This is a genomic window from Micromonospora sp. I033 (genome assembly GCF_053890995.1).
In genome coordinates this window covers 1-14,618 of the sequence record NZ_JBSSLX010000043.1, presented here as the reverse complement: position 1 = coordinate 14,618, position 14,618 = coordinate 1, and the positions used below count along the sequence as shown (strand labels likewise).

The 14,618-nt window shown below is 75.0% G+C and carries 15 protein-coding genes, 1 tRNA gene and 1 pseudogene; 5 read left to right on the top strand and 12 right to left on the bottom strand.

The genetic code is table 11. The features are described from left to right. Positions 1 to 46: 46 nt before the first annotated feature. From ACW0Q9_RS10530 to ACW0Q9_RS10515, 4 genes and pseudogenes are all read right to left on the bottom strand, one after another. Positions 47 to 1,630 carry an ATP-dependent DNA ligase gene (locus ACW0Q9_RS10530; protein WP_456180016.1) on the bottom strand — a complete coding sequence of 528 codons (1,584 nt, stop codon included), beginning with the start codon at positions 1,628 to 1,630 and terminating at the stop codon, positions 47 to 49. A 97-nt stretch (positions 1,631 to 1,727) separates the two neighbouring features. Then, positions 1,728 to 1,934, bottom strand: a complete 207-nt coding sequence (locus ACW0Q9_RS10525; RefSeq protein WP_091269681.1) for a hypothetical protein — start codon at positions 1,932 to 1,934, stop codon at positions 1,728 to 1,730. Between the two features lie 78 nt (positions 1,935 to 2,012). Continuing rightward, the gene (locus ACW0Q9_RS10520) at positions 2,013 to 3,365 is read right to left on the bottom strand and encodes a M20/M25/M40 family metallo-hydrolase (RefSeq protein WP_456180050.1); all 1,353 of its coding nucleotides are present in this window, start codon (positions 3,363 to 3,365) and stop codon (positions 2,013 to 2,015) included. Continuing rightward, a pseudogene (locus ACW0Q9_RS10515) lies at positions 3,355 to 4,056 on the bottom strand (uridine kinase family protein); the annotation flags it as partial. The pseudogene ACW0Q9_RS10515 and the gene ACW0Q9_RS10520, both read right to left, overlap by 11 nt. Positions 4,057 to 4,165: 109 nt before the next feature. On the opposite strand from ACW0Q9_RS10515, the gene ACW0Q9_RS10510 reads away from it, so the two are divergent. After that, entirely contained in the window at positions 4,166 to 4,567 is a 402-nt protein-coding gene (locus ACW0Q9_RS10510; RefSeq protein WP_456180048.1) for a rhodanese-like domain-containing protein, read from the top strand. A gap of 101 nt (positions 4,568 to 4,668) precedes the next feature. On the opposite strand, the gene ACW0Q9_RS10505 is transcribed toward ACW0Q9_RS10510, so the two are convergent. The 3 genes from ACW0Q9_RS10505 to ssb form a co-directional block, all read right to left on the bottom strand. Continuing rightward, the gene (locus ACW0Q9_RS10505) at positions 4,669 to 6,210 is read right to left on the bottom strand and encodes a cobyric acid synthase (protein ID WP_456180014.1); all 1,542 of its coding nucleotides are present in this window, start codon (positions 6,208 to 6,210) and stop codon (positions 4,669 to 4,671) included. Further along, complete coding sequence (locus ACW0Q9_RS10500) at positions 6,207 to 7,220, bottom strand: cobalamin biosynthesis protein (RefSeq protein ID WP_456180012.1); 1,014 nt, start codon at positions 7,218 to 7,220, stop codon at positions 6,207 to 6,209. Before ACW0Q9_RS10500 ends, ACW0Q9_RS10505 begins: the two co-directional genes overlap by 4 nt. A 92-nt stretch (positions 7,221 to 7,312) precedes the next feature. After that, positions 7,313 to 8,071, bottom strand: a complete 759-nt coding sequence (ssb, locus tag ACW0Q9_RS10495) for a single-stranded DNA-binding protein (protein WP_456180010.1) — start codon at positions 8,069 to 8,071, stop codon at positions 7,313 to 7,315. A gap of 289 nt (positions 8,072 to 8,360) precedes the next feature. Here ssb and ACW0Q9_RS10490 point away from each other — a divergent pair, with 289 nt between their 5' ends. Next, on the top strand, positions 8,361 to 8,771 hold the full coding sequence (locus ACW0Q9_RS10490; protein ID WP_456180008.1) for an HPF/RaiA family ribosome-associated protein: 411 nt from the start codon (positions 8,361 to 8,363) through the stop codon (positions 8,769 to 8,771). A gap of 90 nt (positions 8,772 to 8,861) precedes the next feature. After that, complete coding sequence (locus tag ACW0Q9_RS10485) at positions 8,862 to 9,887, top strand: alpha/beta hydrolase (RefSeq protein ID WP_456180006.1); 1,026 nt, start codon at positions 8,862 to 8,864, stop codon at positions 9,885 to 9,887. 10 nt (positions 9,888 to 9,897) lie between these two features. On the opposite strand, the gene ACW0Q9_RS10480 is transcribed toward ACW0Q9_RS10485, so the two are convergent. Next, a complete protein-coding gene (locus tag ACW0Q9_RS10480) occupies positions 9,898 to 10,635 on the bottom strand; it encodes a hypothetical protein (RefSeq protein WP_456180004.1) in 738 nt (245 codons plus the stop codon). A gap of 169 nt (positions 10,636 to 10,804) precedes the next feature. Between ACW0Q9_RS10480 and ACW0Q9_RS10475 the strand changes: the two genes are divergently transcribed. Continuing rightward, a tRNA-Arg gene (locus tag ACW0Q9_RS10475) sits at positions 10,805 to 10,877 on the top strand. Between the two features lie 443 nt (positions 10,878 to 11,320). Here ACW0Q9_RS10475 and ACW0Q9_RS10470 read toward each other — a convergent pair. From ACW0Q9_RS10470 to ACW0Q9_RS10455, 4 genes are all read right to left on the bottom strand, one after another. Next, the gene (locus ACW0Q9_RS10470; protein ID WP_456180002.1) at positions 11,321 to 11,866 is read right to left on the bottom strand and encodes a GrpB family protein; all 546 of its coding nucleotides are present in this window, start codon (positions 11,864 to 11,866) and stop codon (positions 11,321 to 11,323) included. 145 nt (positions 11,867 to 12,011) lie between these two features. Then, on the bottom strand, positions 12,012 to 12,620 hold the full coding sequence (locus ACW0Q9_RS10465) for a dihydrofolate reductase family protein (protein WP_456180000.1): 609 nt from the start codon (positions 12,618 to 12,620) through the stop codon (positions 12,012 to 12,014). Positions 12,621 to 12,719: 99 nt separating this feature from the next. After that, positions 12,720 to 12,947: a hypothetical protein gene (locus tag ACW0Q9_RS10460; RefSeq protein ID WP_456179998.1), complete on the bottom strand. Its 228-nt coding sequence runs from the start codon at positions 12,945 to 12,947 to the stop codon at positions 12,720 to 12,722. Positions 12,948 to 12,957: 10 nt separating this feature from the next. Continuing rightward, positions 12,958 to 13,605 carry a class I SAM-dependent DNA methyltransferase gene (locus ACW0Q9_RS10455; protein ID WP_456179996.1) on the bottom strand — a complete coding sequence of 216 codons (648 nt, stop codon included), beginning with the start codon at positions 13,603 to 13,605 and terminating at the stop codon, positions 12,958 to 12,960. 98 nt (positions 13,606 to 13,703) lie between these two features. Between ACW0Q9_RS10455 and ACW0Q9_RS10450 the strand changes: the two genes are divergently transcribed. After that, the gene (locus tag ACW0Q9_RS10450) at positions 13,704 to 14,555 is read left to right on the top strand and encodes an alpha/beta fold hydrolase (protein ID WP_456179994.1); all 852 of its coding nucleotides are present in this window, start codon (positions 13,704 to 13,706) and stop codon (positions 14,553 to 14,555) included. Positions 14,556 to 14,618: the final 63 nt, after the last annotated feature.

The window sequence follows — 14,618 nt, the reverse complement described above, 5'->3', positions numbered from 1 at the left end:
CGGGTGCCCGGACCGGGCCTGAGTCGGCCTCGGGCGGCCCGCCGGGTCAGCCGGTGACCCGACCGGCGTGGATGGCCCGGACCGCGTCGATGGTGTCCGCCTCGGCGGCGGTCTTGTCGTCCCGGTAGCGCACCACCCGGGCGAAGCGCAGCGCCATCCCGCCCGGGTAGCGGCTGCTCGCCTGCACCCCGTCGAAGGCGATCTCGACCACCTGTTCCGGCCGGACCCGGACCACCCAGTCGCCCTTCTCCACGGCCAGCGCGAGGAAGCGCTCGGTCTGCCAGCGCAGCAGCTCGTCGGTGAGCCCCTTGAACGTCTTGCCGAGCATGACGAACTCACCGGTGCGCGGATCGCGGGCGCCCAGGTGCAGGTTGGAGAGCCAGCCCTGCCGCCGGCCACTGCCCCACTCGACCGCCAGCACCACCAGGTCGAGGGTGTGCCGGGGCTTGACCTTGACCCAGGCCGTGCCGCGCCGGCCGGCGTCGTAGGGCGCGGCCGGATCCTTGACCACCACCCCCTCCTGGCCGGCGTCGATCGCGGCCGCGAAGGCGGCGCCGGCCTGCTCGGGGTCGTCCACCTCGACCCGGCCGACCAGCAGGGTGGGGTCGACCGCGCCGGCCAGCGCGGCCCACCGCTCCCGGCCGGGCAGGTCGATCAGGTCCGCGCCGTCCAGGTGCAGCAGGTCGAAGAAGTAGGGCGTCAGCACCGTCGCACCGGTGCGCTCGGCCGCGGCGAGCACGGCCGGCGACACCGGGGTGCGCCCGGTGGTGCTGGGGGTGGTGCGCCGGGCCGCCCGGCTGGAGGTCTCCTGGAAGGGCAGCGGGCGCCCCTCGGCGTCCAGCCCGATCGCCTCGCCGTCGAGCACCAGCTCCCGGGCGGGCAGCGCGCGGACGGCGGCCACCACCTCGGGGAGCCGGCCGGTGATCTCGTCGAGGCTGCGGGTGAAGACCGCGATGTCCTGGCCGGACCGGTGCACCTGGATGCGGATGCCGTCGAGCTTGACGTCCACCACCGCCGGGGTGCCGGTGGCGGTGAGCGCCTCGTCGACCGAGGGCGCGCTCTGCGCCAGCATCGGGGCGAGCGGGCGGCCCACCTGGAGCCCGAACCCGGCCAGCGCGGCGGCCCCGCCGGTGAGCGCCGCGACCGCCACCGCCCGCAGGTCACCGGCGAGCAGCAGGGCCCGCCGCACGGCCGCGACGGGCACGTCGGCGGCCCGGGCCACCGCCTCGGTGAGCAGGCCGGCCTGGGCGCCCTGGCGCAGCTCGCCGCGGAACAGGCCGGCCAGCAGCCGCTGCTCGTCGACGGTGGCCGCGGCGAAGAGCCGGCCGAGCAGCTCCCGCCGGCGGGCCTGCGAGCCGGCGCCGCCGACCGCCGCGATCTCCTCGATCGCCGCGTCGACGCCGCCCACGGTCAGGCTCGGCTCGGCGGCCGGCGGCGGCAGGTCACGCAGGCTCGCCCAGCCCACCCCGGTCTGCCGTTGCCGCAGCTCGCCGGCGAGGTAGCCGGCGCCCGCCGGAATCTCGGCGGGGTCGAGCGCGCGCAGCGCGGCGGCCAGCAGCTCCACCTTGGCCCGCCGGCCGCTGGTGGCGCCCACCGCCGCCGACGTGGCCGCCAGCTCAAGGAACCGCACGCCCCTCATCCTGCCAGCCACCCCCGACACCGGGGCGTTTCCCGAGCGATCTTGGAGAGTTGGCGTCCCTCAGGAACGTCAACCCTCCAAGATCCGCTCAGGCCGAGACGGGCTCCTCGATGCGGAGGCCGCGGGCGCGCACCTCGTCGGCGACCCGGGTGAGCAGCGTGTCGAGCGTGACCAGCACGGCGGAGAGCTCGCCGAGCTGTTCCTTGAGCGCGTCCTCGGGCCACGCGGAGACGTCGACGTCCCCCAGAGCACTGACGGCGGCCTGGAGCCGCGACATCTCGTCGTTCGTACGCATGTTCGAGAGGCTATAACACCCCGTCGCCCGACACACCGCAAACTCCGACATCGGCCCCGAAGTTACGGTTTCGACACCTCAGGTGCGGTTCGCGCCCGCCTCGGCGACCTTCGCCAGCAGCAGCGCCTCGGCCACGCAGACCCGGGCGAACTCGCCCAGGTGCAGGCTCTCGTTGGGCCCGTGCGCCCGGGCGTGCGGGTCCTCCACGCCGGTCACCAGGATCGCCGCCGAGGGGAACATCTCCTGGAAGGTGGCGATGAACGGGATGGAGCCACCCACGCCGATGTCGACCGGGTCGGTGCCGTCCCAGGCAGCCCGGAACGCCGCCCGCGCCGCCTCGAACATCGGTCCGGTGGCGTCGATGACGCAGGGCGCGCCGTCGTGCTCGAAGGTCACCGTCACCTGCGCACCCCAGGGGGCGTGCTTCTCCAGGTGCGCGATGAGCGCCGCGTACGCCTTCTTCGGGTCGTCGCCCGGCGCCAGCCGTACGCTCAGCTTCGCCTTGGCGGCCGGGACCAGCGCGTTCGGCGCCTCCCCGGTGGCCGGGGCGTCCACGCCGAGGATCGCGAGGGCCGGCTTGGTCCAGAGCCGGTCGGTGATCCGGCCGCTGCCGAAGAGCTGCGCGCCGTAGACCAGCCCGGCCTCGGCGCGGAACCGGTCCTCGGGGTAGTCGACGCTGGCGCCCTCGCGGCCGACCAGGCCCTCGACGGTCACGTTGCCGGCGTCGTCGTGCAGCGTGCCGAGCAGCTTCACGAGCGCGGTGAGCGCGTCCGGCACGGCTCCGCCGAACATGCCGCTGTGCACGGCGTGGTCGAGGGTGCGCACCTCGACGAAGCAGTTGACGATGCCGCGCAGCGAGGTGGTCAGCGCCGGCACCCCGACGTCCCAGTTGGTGGAGTCGGCGATCACGATGACGTCCGACGCGAGCTCCTCACGGTGCGCGATGAGCAGCTGCTCCAGCGAGTCCGAGCCGTACTCCTCCTCGCCCTCGATGAAGAGGACCACGCCCACCGGCAGCCGGTCGCCGAACGCGCGCAGCGCGGCGATGTGCGCCATGATGCCGGCCTTGTCGTCGGCCGCGCCGCGGCCGTAGAGGCGGCCGTCCCGCTCCACCGGCTCGAACGGGTCGGACTCCCAGAGCGAGAGGTCGCCGACCGGCTGGACGTCGTGGTGGGCGTACATGAGGACGGTGGGCGCGCCGGGCGGGGCCGGCTTCGTCCCGATCACCGCCGGCTGGCCGCCGGAACGCACGATCTTCGTGTCGAGGCCGCAGCCGCGCAGCAGCTCCGCCACCGCCTCCGCGGAACGCTCGACGTGCGAGTGGTCGAAGCCCTCGAAGGCGATGCCCGGGATGCGGACGAGTCGCTCGAGGTCGGCACGGACGCCGGGCAGTTCCCGCTCGACGGCGGCCCGCACCTCGGACTCGGACATGATCGGTGTGGTCATGACCGGAATCGTATGCCGGCCTTACCTCGCCGCGCCGTCCGAGCCCACCGTCTCAGAGCCGGCGGACGTAGTAGCGGCCGGCGTCGTGCGGCAGGTCGGGGGCGCCGTCGACCACCAGGTCCACCGCGGTCTCGGTGCCGTCGGCGGCGAAGTGCGCCCGTTCCCCGGCGTGCCACCGGCGCAGCTCGGGCAGGATCTCCGCGCCGTCGCGCGCGAGGGCCCGGGACAGCCGCAACCCGGCCGGCGCGGTGACGAGGACCGACAGGGTCAGCTCCGGCCGGACCGCCGCCCGCGCGGCGCTCACCCCCTCCACGACCAGCACCGGCCCGGCCGGCACCGGCACCGGCCGGTCCAGGAACCGGCGGCGCACCCAGCTGTACCGGCGGTAGGACCCGGGCCGGCCCGCCCGGACCGGTCCGAGCACCCACTCCTCCAGCCGGGGCCAGAAGGTGAACTGGTCGTCCCAGCCGTCGAGCAGGTCGTCGGTGCGGACCACCGGCGGCCGGGCACCGCCGGAGAGCGCCGCGAGGGCGTCCGCGAGGCGCGTCGCGAAGACGCTCTTGCCCGCGCCGCTCGGCCCGTCGACCGCCACCAGCCGGGTACGCCCCAACCGCGCCGGCCCGGCCAGCACGCGCCGGGCCAACCCGGCGTACGCCTCGACCACCGCCACCGTCACCCGACCGACGGTAACGGTCCCCCTTCCGCTGGATCCTGTGGCCCAGCAGGCCGTTCCCCGGTCAGGCCGGCCTCGCCGTGGGCATCATCGGGAGGTGCTCCATGACGTGATGAGTCCGGGCGTCGAAGCCCTGCTCGAACAGGCCCGGGCCGGCCTCCGCCGGCTCACCCCGCACGACACCGTCGAGGCCGTCCGCACCGGGGCCCTGCTGGTCGACACGCGCACCGAGGCGCAGCGCCACGAGCAGGGCGAACTGCCCGGCGCGATCGTCATCGACCGGACCGTGCTGGAGTGGCGGCTGGACCCGGCCAGCGCCTGGCGCATCCCGGAGTCGACCAGCTACGACCGGGAGATCGTCCTGGTCTGCCGCGAGGGCTACAGCTCCAGCCTCGCCGCCGCGAGCCTCCAGGCGCTCGGCCTGCGCCGGGCCACCGACATGATCGGCGGCGTGCAGGGCTGGCGGGAGGCGGGACTGCCGATGTCCGACCGCCCCGCCGACGTCCGCTACTGACCGCCCACCCGGCCGGCTCAGGTCGCCGGCGCCCTTGGCCGGCTCAAGTGGCCGGCGCGCCCCGGCTCGGCGCGCCCGGCTCGCTCAGACGTTCGCCGCCCTCAGCTGGTCGGCGCGCCGGGTGGGATGAACGGCAGGCCCGCGGGCGGGCCGGACTCGATGAGCCGCCACAGCGCGTCCGTGTCGAGGTGCTCCTCGACGAGGTCGCCGAGCAGGTCCAGGGTGCGTTCCCGGGCGGCGGCGAACGCGGTGTCCGGAGCGACCTTGAACCCGGTCCGCCCGGCCTGTGCGGCGACCTCGGTGAGGAAGCGGCGGCGGAAGGCGTCGGACTCGAAGGCCCCGTGCCAGTGGGTGGCGTGCACCACGCCCAGCCGGGCCCCCTCGCCGGTGCCGTCGGCGTAGCGGAGCAGCGGCGGCAGGCCCGGGTCGGCGGCCGAGACCTGGCCGTGGTGGATCTCGTATCCGTGGACCGGCACGTCCCCGGCGGCCGTGCCGGCGGCGCGCCGGACCGTCTTGCGCGCGTCGAAGGTGACTTCGACGGGGAGCAGCCCCAGACCGGGCACGCTACCCTGGCGGCTCTCCACCGGGTCGTGAATGGCCCGGGAGAGCATCTGGAACCCGCCGCAGATGCCGAGCAGCGGTTTGCCGGCGGCGGCGTGCGCGAGGACCGCGTCGGCCAGGCCGGTCTCCCGCAGCCAGGCCAGGTCGGCCACGGTCGACTTGGAGCCGGGGAGCACCACCAGGTCGGCGGCGGCCAGCTCGGCCGGCTCGATGGTCAGTCGCACCCGGACGCCGGGCTCGGTGGCCAGCGCCTCGACGTCGGTGGCGTTGCTGATCCGGGGCAGCCGGACCACCGCCACGTCGAGCCAGTCGGTGCCCCGGGGCGCCGCCGGCCGGCCGAGCACCCGCCCGTACGCGAGCGAGTCCTCCGCGTCGAGCCAGAGGTCGAGCGCCCACGGCAGCACCCCGAGGGTGGGGCGGCCGGTGACCCGGTGCAGCATGTCCAGCCCCGGCCGGAGCAGCCCGAGGTCACCCCGGAACTTGTTGATCACGAAGCCGGCGACCAGCGCCTGGTCGGCCGGGTCGAGCAGCGCGACCGTGCCGAACATCGAGGCGAACACCCCGCCCCGGTCGATGTCGCCGACCACGATGGCGGGCAGGCCGGCGTGCCGGGCCAGCCCCATGTTCACGTAGTCGCCGGCCCGCAGGTTGATCTCGGCCGGGCTGCCCGCGCCCTCGCAGATCACCACGTCGTACTCGGCCCGCAGCTCGGCCAGGGCCGCGTAGGCGGTCCCGGCGAGCCGGGGACGCAGCTCGCGGTAGTTGCCGGCGGTGACCGTGTCCACCGCCTCGCCGAGCAGCACCACCTGGCTGGCGTGGTCGCTGCCCGGCTTGAGCAGGACCGGGTTGAAGCGCAGGTCCGGGGCGAGCCCGCAGGCGGCCGCCTGCATGGCCTGGGCGCGGCCGATCTCGCCGCCGCGCCCGTCCGGCCCGACCACCACGGCCGAGTTGTTGGACATGTTCTGCGCCTTGAACGGGGCGACCCGGACGCCCCGGCGGCGCAGCCAACGGCAGATGCCGGCGGTGAGCACGCTCTTGCCGGCGTCGGAGGTGGTCCCGGCGACCAGCAGCCCGCCGCTCATCGCCCGCTCCCCGGACGCACCCGGCCGAGGGTGCGCAACGCGGCGCGGCCGGTCGCGCCGACCAGGCGGCCGACCGTCACCGGGTACGCCGCCGCGAGGCCGAGCGCGGCCAGCCCGACGGCGCCGGAGATCCGGGCGGCCCGCTTCAGGTGCCGCGCCTCGGGCCGGGGCCCGTCCCCGAGGAACGGCCGGGTCTCCTCGCGTCCGAAGTAGACGTTGCGCCCGCCGAGCCGGACGCCGAGCGCGCCGGCCATCGCCGCCTCGCACTGGCCGGCGTTCGGGCTCGGGTGGTCGTTGCGGTCCCGGCGCCAGACCCGCCAGGCGGTCGCGCGGTCCCCGTGCGCGGCCGGCGCCACGGCGACGGTGAGCAGCCCGGTCAGCCGGGCCGGGATCAGGTTGAGCAGGTCGTCCAGGCGGGCGGCCGGGGTGCCGAAGCGGGCGTAGCGGGGTGAGCGGTGGCCCACCATCGCGTCGAGCGTGTTCGCCGCCCGGTAGCCGAGCAGGCCGGGCAGCCCGGCGACGGCGCCCCAGACCAGCGGGGCGACCACCGCGTCGGAGGTGTTCTCGGCGACCGACTCGACGGTGGCCCGGGCGAGCTCCGGCTCGTCGAGGGCCGACGGGTCCCGTCCGCAGAGGTGGTTGAGCCGCCCCCGGGCGGCGGGCAGGTCACCGGACTGCAACGCCCGGGCCATCAGCCGCGACTCGTGCCGCAGGGTGCGGCCGCCCAGCACCGTCCAGGTGCCGGCGGCCACCAGCGCGGCCCGGGCCACCGGGCGACGCCGGGTGGCGAGGCCTGCGGCCACGCCGAGCAGCACCGGCGCGCCGACCGCGAGCGCGGTGAACGCCGCGCCGGCCGACCGCTCGGGTCGGTAGACCCGCCGCTCCAGGGCGCCGGCCGCCCGACCGAAGCCGGCCACCGGATGCCACCGTCGGGGATCGCCGAGCAGCGAGTCCAGCGCGTAGCCCGCCACCAGTCCCGCCGCGTTCGCCATGGCGGTCGCCTGCCGCACCCGTCACCACCTCCGGCCGGCCAGCCTAGCCGTACGGCGGGGTGGCCACGCCGGCGTCACCACCCCGCTCCCCCGTTGCACGATCAGGCGGCTCAGGCAGGCACCGGAGTCCGCCGCCGGCCCCGCCGGCCGCGGCCGGTCCCGGTCACCCCCTCGACGCCGTCGGTCGGGTCGGGCTCACCGGCGGCCGGCTCGGCCGCCAGCTCGTCGTCCTCCTCCGCGGCCAGCTCGTCGTCCTCCTCGTCGGCCGGGCCGTCGGGCCGGTCGTCGAACGGGTCGGCCAGCTCGTCGGGGTCACCCGCCGCCGCGTGCACCCGGCCGGACAGCCCGACCCGCGGGGCGTCGAAACCCGGCGGCGGGAACTCGTCGTCGAACGGCCGGTCGTCGAGCGACGCCGGGGCCTGCGTGTCCGGCACCGGCTCGGTGGCCTCGCCGTGCACCCGGCGCTCCGCCTCGGCGTCCTCCACCGTGCTGGTCGTCATGCTCGGCCGGTTGCGCAGGAACCGGGCGCGCCCCCGGGACAGGTCGTGCCCGACGGCGACCGCCTCCAGCTCGTAGAGGGTGCGGTGGTTGCCGGCGTCGTCGGTCCAGTCGCGGGTGTAGAGGCGGCCGGCGACCACCACGGGGTCACCGACCGCCACCGAGGCGGCCACCCCCTCCGCCAGCTTGCGCCAGCAGTTCACCCGCACGCGCAGGCTGTTGCCGTCGACCCAGCGGCCGCTCTCCCGGTCGAGGCGGCGGGCGGTCGAGGCGACCTTGAAGTTGGCCACCAGCGTGTTGCTCTGGGTGGTCCGGCGCCACTCCGGCGCGGTCAGCACGTTGCCGACGATCGTGACGTACGTATCGAACATCGCCCCTCCCAGGGGAACTCGGCTTGTCCGACCGAGCCTCGGCCGGCGACGGGGCCCGGGCCAGCCGTCCCGGCCCGGCTGTGGACGACGGGCGGCCCTGTGGACAACCGCCTGATCAAGGTCCGGTCTGCTAGCTGTCGCGGGCCCTACCGCCCTGACCTGCGGCGGAACAACGTCGGAAGGGTCACCCGGTGGTGCGGTTCCGGACGCGCGCCGACTGGGTATGAACTTGATCAACCGAGAGAAAGGGAGCGACGATGCTTCTCCGAGACGTCTGCGAGGCCCGCCGATGAGCGCCGTGGCGAACCCCGCGACCGTGGCCGAGTGCCTCCGGGTCGGTGCCGGGTTCTCCCAGGGTGACCGGAACTGGATCGCGGAGCAGTTCGCGACCCTCGACGCCCGGCTCGCCGGGTTCCACGCCGACGCCACCGAGCTGGAGGTGTCGGTCAAGGACCGGAACGCCCGGGGCCAGAAGGTCACCCTGGAGTGCTGGATCGCCGGCCGCCAGAAGATCGTCACCACCTCCGGCGAGGAGGACCTGCACGCCGCGCTCAACGACGTCCGGGACGACCTGCGCCGCCGGCTCAACGACGCGAAGACCCGGCAGGAGCCGCGCCACAACAAGCACCTGCGCGAGACGGACCAGCCCGAGGGCATCCCCGCGCAGGCCGCCGAGCGGGCCGACGCCGAGACCGTCTGAGGGCGCCCCGCCCCCGCCCGTGGCCGGTGGTGCCGGCGGGCGGGGGCGGGGGGCTACCGCCGGGTAGCGTCGCGGCGTACCGTCGCGGTCGTGGAACCGGACGTGCTGGGACCGCCGTACGAGCGGCAGACGATCGACCTGGGCACCGACGACGAGGGACCGGTCGTCGCGACCCTGGTCCGCCGGCGGGCGGAGCGCCCGACCGGCCGGGCCGTCCTGTACGTGCACGGCTTCGTCGACTACTTCTTCCAGACCCACGTCGCCGACTTCTTCGCCGAGCGCGGCTGGGACTTCTACGCGCTCGACCTGCGCAAGTACGGCCGCAGCCTGCAACCGCACCAGACCCCGAACTTCTGCCGCGACCTGAGCGAATACTTCCCCGAACTGGACGCCGCCGCGAAGATCATCCGCGAGGACGACGGGCACGACACCCTGCTCGCCATGGGCCACTCCACCGGCGGCCTGATCATCTCGCTCTGGGCGCACGCCCGCCGCGAGGCCGGCCTGGTCGACGGGATCTTCCTGAACAGTCCGTTCTTCGACATCAACGCGCCCTGGCTGGTCCGTCGACCCCTCGCGGCCGCCGTCTCCCGGCTGGGCCGCCGGGCGCCGCAGCGCATCCTCCCGTTCGGGCTGGGCACCATGTACGGCGAGAGCCTGCACGCCGACCACCGCGGCGAGTGGCGCTACGACCTGGCCTGGAAGCCGCTCGCCGGGTTCCCGGTGCGGGCCGGCTGGATCAACGCGATCCGGGCCGGCCAGCGCCAGCTCCGGGCCGGGCTGGACATCCCGGTGCCGGTGCTGCTGGCCTGCTCCACCCGCAGCTACCGGGGCACCAAGTGGCACGACTCCGCCACCCTCGCCGACGCGGTGCTCGACGTGGAGCACATGGTGCGCTGGGCGCCCCGGCTCGGCCGGCACGTCACCCTGACCCGCTTCGACGGCGGGCTGCACGACCTGACCCTGTCCGGCCCCGCCGTACGGGAAAAGGTTTTCGCGGAGGTCGGACGGTGGGCGGACGGCTTCCTCGGCGTCGGGCCGACCGAGCCGGAGCCCGCGACGCCGGCACCACGGCGACCGGCCGACGAGCCGGCCGGCGCGACCACCGAGGGCTGAGCCGGGCGGGTCAGCGGTAGCCGGCGGTCGCCGCCGACAGGGCCGCCCGGATCCGGTCGAACGTCGCGACCGGGTGACCGCCGTCGTTCGCCGGCAGCAGGAGACCCAGGCAGCGCAGCGAGAGGTCCCCGTCGGGCGCCTCGACGCCGAACACCGGCGCGCCCACGTACCCCGGCGGCAGTTCGGTGGTAACCCGCACCTCGTCGCCGTCGCGCGACACCCGCTCGATCACCGCCTCCAGCGGCCGCGACCCGTCGGCGCCGACGCCGAGCGCCAGCACGAACGCCGAGCCGGGCTCCGCGCCGACCCGGGCGACCGCGTCGGCCGGAGCGGCCACTGCGTCGGTCACCTGCTGGGTACGCCAGCTCCAGCCCCGGTCCTCGGCGTGCCCGTGCAGCCCGCCGGTCGGCATGGCCGCCAGCCCGATCTCCGGCAGGTGCAGCCACCGGTCGGCGAAGTCGGACAGCTCGATCGGCTCCGCGGCCGCGTCCGCCGGCTCGGTGACGCTCGGCCGCAGCCCGATCTCCCCGTACGGCGTCCGGGTGGTCGCGGCGGCGGTGAGCAGCCACTCGTGCACCACCTCCCCGTCGTCGGTCGCGCCGATCAGCTCGCTGTAGAAGAAGGCGGTGCCGAAGGTCCCGGCCGGCGCGCCGGGGCCGTCGGACCCGGCCACGGGCAGGATGGCGCGGCCGAGGAGCTGGCACAGCTCGTAGGCGATCTCGTTCTCGGTTTCCTGGTCGAGCAGCACGACGCCGAGGGTACGGACCGGTCCGGCGCCGGTGGCCCGGGACCCGGTTTTCCGGGGTGCCCGCGGGAACCCGGCTGTGGGACGCTGAGCAGCGACGTGGCCCGCGACCACCCGTTCCCCCGGCAGGCCCCGGGTCGGCGGTACCCTCTTGGCGCGACATCGTCGACGCGCGCCCGTAGCTCAGCGGATAGAGCAGGGGACTTCTAATCCCAAGGCCGCAGGTTCGAATCCTGCCGGGCGCACCCTTCCCACCCCATGTCAGCGAAAAATGCCAGAGGACAGGTACCGGTTGGGGCAACGCCGGTCCCGCCGCGCAGTCGGGGTAGCCACTGGAATCGATGCGTGTGAAGATCACGTTCGTGCTCACCTCGTCAGCATCCCCTCCTGTCGCCGTCCTGTTGGTGTTTGGGCTTCTCGGCATCGCTGCCACAGCTCTAGGCATCGGAATAATCGTCACGCGGCGTGTCCCGCCGCTACTTCAGGGTCTCGCGCCGCAGCCGATGCGCAGAGGCGGGTCTCTCGCTCTGATAGGTGGCACCATCGTCCTGGGAGCGTCAGCGGAGCTTCCATCGACTCCGGATCCGCTCGCGGTAGCGCTGACCGTAGCGGCTTTCATCACCGTCGCGGCCTCTGCGGCCTGCCTGATCTTTGTGCGGCGCTAGCAGCTAAGCCGGCCCTCGTACGGTCACATCAGCCGCCGAGCTGATTCGCTCCACAGGCGGGCCTCGGCCGACAGCTGCACCATCGTTGCTTCCTTCGCGGCGCCGTACTGGGCCCGGCTGTAGGGATTCAACTCGGCCGCACGCTTCTTCGCCGCCTCGTAGCGTCGGGCGGCGTCGGGGTTGGCCGCGATGTAGGCGCGAAAGACCCGGTTCTCTTCCGGCACCAACGACGTGACGCCGAAGACGTGGAGGTGGTGGCTCCGCTTCGCGGCGCTGTCCTTCGCGAAGAACAGGTGATCACTGTCCTCGGGGAAGGCCGCCGGACGGTAGACGTACCCGAGCCGCTCAAGCGGTCGGAGGTCAGCGACGACCGCTTGAACCTCAGGTACCACCGCCATGATGTCGATGATGGGCTTGGCCGCCAGGCCGGGCACACTGGTGGATCCGATGTGCTCGATGTGCAGCGCCACGGGCAGGGCATCCGACAACAGCCGTTGTTCGGCCTCGAACCGCTCCGGCCAGGCCGGGTCGTAGGGCACCACCTCGACCACGCGCACGCCGTCCGTCACGTCGGTCACCCTAGCGGCCCGGTCCCGCCATCCGTCCATCACTGCGCTCCGGCAACCGGACAGCGACTTTCACGGCCGGCGCGGCGGGCGCGCGGCCGGGCCGCACGCCCGCGGATGACGCGGTGTCCGCATTCTCGGCTCGCCCTCAGACGGTGCCGAAGGCCGGCGCGCCGGCGCTGTCGTAGGTCAGCATGGTCACCCCGCTGCCGGAGGTGCGGGTGCCGGTCAGCCGCAGGCCCGCCGGGGGCACGCCGTCGGCGAAGAGTCGCTGTCCGCGCCCCAGCACCACGGGAAACACCAGCAGCTGGTACGTGTCGATGAGGTTCTCCCGCATGAGCGACCGGGCGAGCGCGCCGCTGCCGTGCACCTGGAGTTCGCCGCCGGGTCGGTTCTTGAGTTCGGTGACGGCGGCGGCCAGGTCACCGCCGAGGCGGTGGGAACCCGACCAGGTCAGCTCGTCGTCGCGGTTGGTGGCGACGTACTTGGGCAGCCGGTTGAGCGGGTTGTCCGGCCCGCCTTCGGCCGGGTCGGTCACGTGCGGCCAGTAGGCGGCCATGATGTCGTAGGTGCGGCGGCCGAGCAGCAGGGCCTCGGCCCGCTCGAGGGTCTCGCCCATCCACCCGCCGACCGTCTCGTCGAAGTGCGGTGGCAGCCAGCCGCCCAGGTCGAACCCGCCGGAGCGGTCCTCCTCCTGCCCACCCGGGGCCTGCATGACGCCGTCCAGGGTCAGGAACGTGGTGATGGTGAGTCGCATGATGGTGCCTCCTTCGGGTCCGGCCCCGCGCCGGCCTCCACCCTGCCGACGGCCGAGGAACAACCGATTCGACAGCCCGCCCGGACCAGGTCGTGTGACCTAGACCACATCCTCCGGTTCGCCGGTGCGGGACGGCACCACGCGCTCCTCGTACACCTTGACTTCGGCCCGGAACCGGTGGGCGGAGGGATGCCAGATCTCGTCGAACGGACCCATCACGTCGCCGCCGACACCCCGCCGCCGGACCCGCGCCCCGAGCCGGGCCAGGAGCACGAGGATCGCCGCGAGACAGCCGACGACCAGCAGGACCGCCCCGAACACCGCCACGTGGTCGACCCTACCCGGGCCTGCGGGCGAACAGGTACGCCGACGGGCGGCGCCGTCCCTCCTCCGGCGCCGCCCACATGGTCGCGGTCACCACGAGACCCGCCTCCGCGAGCAGCCCGGCGATCCCCTCCGGCCGGGCGAAGTGCACGTCGAGCGGCACCGGGTGGCCGTAGGCCCGGTCGCGGCGGACGTGCTCGTCGTCCCCGCCGTGGAAGCCGAGCAACGCGTGCCCGCCGGGGGCGAGCACCCGGTGGAACTCGGCGAAGACCCGGGGCAGCAGTTCGCGCGGTGTGTGCACGATGGACCACCAGCTGAGCACCCCGCCGAGCCGCCCGTCGGGCAGGTCCAGCGCGGTCATCGAGCCGGCCTCGAAGCGCAACCCCGGATACGCCTGCCGGGCCAGCGCGACCATCCGCGGCGACAGGTCGACGCCGAAGGCCTCGACGCCCAGGCCCACCAGGTGGGCGGTGACGTGGCCGGGGCCGCAGCCGAGGTCGGCCACCGGCCCGCCGGTGGCGCGGGCCAGCTCGGCGAAGGCCCCGAGCAGCGCCCGGTCCAGCGGCAGCTCGGGCAGTCTGGCGGTGACCAGCGCGGCGTAGTCGACGGCGACGGTGTCGTACGCGGCCCGGGTCTCGGTCAGGTGGGCGCGCTCGGTCACGCCCCGACCGTAGCGGTGCCCGCCCGTACGGCGTGGCGGCGGCGTCGCACGCTTTCGGCCGGTCGGCGGCGGAGACGGGGCGGACGTACCCTCCGCTCATGGTGACCGAGACGGACCTGCGCCTGGGCGACGGTCGCACCCTGCACGTCTACGACACCGGCGGGTCGGACCGGCTGGCCGTCTTCTGGCATCACGGCACGCCGAACATCGGTGCGCCACCCGCGCCGCTGTTCGCCGCGGCCGACGAGCTCGGCCTCCGCTGGGTCTCCCACGACCGCCCGGGCTACGGCGGGTCGACGCCCCTGCCGGGACGGGACATCGCCTCCGCCGCCACCGACGTCGCCGCCGTGGCCGACGCGCTGGGCCTCCACCGGTTCGCGGTGATGGGCCACTCCGGCGGCGGCCCACACGCCCTGGCCTGCGGCGCGCTCCTGGCCGAGCGGGTGGTCGCGGTGGTGGTCGGCGCCGGCCTGGCCCCGTACGGCGCGGCCGGGCTGGACTGGTTCGCGGGCATGGTGCCCGCCGGGGTGGCGTCACTGCGGGCGGCCGCCGCGGGACGGGCGGCCAAGGAGGCGCACGAGACCTCGGGTGCCGCGTACGACCCGGAGTTCACCCCGGCCGACCTGGCCGCGCTGCACGGCGAGTGGTCCTGGTTCGACAGTGTGGTGGGCCCGGCGGTGCGGGCCGGCCCGGGCGGGCTGATCGACGACGACCTGGCGTACGTGCGTCCATGGGGCTTCGATCCCGCCCGGGTGACGCCGCCGGTGCTGCTGCTGCACGGTGAGCGGGACGGGATCGCGCCGGTGGCCCACGCCGAGTGGCTGGCCGGCCGGTGCCCCGCCGCGGAGCTGCGCCGCCACCCGGAGGACGGGCACATCTCGGTGCTGCGCCACGCCGGGTCGGCGCTGGAGTGGCTCCGCCGGCACGCCGACGAGGCGTCCGCCCGGTAGGTGAAGGTGGGGTGAGGCGGCGGCCGGATCCCCCCGGCCGCCGCCTCGCCGCGCCGGATCGGG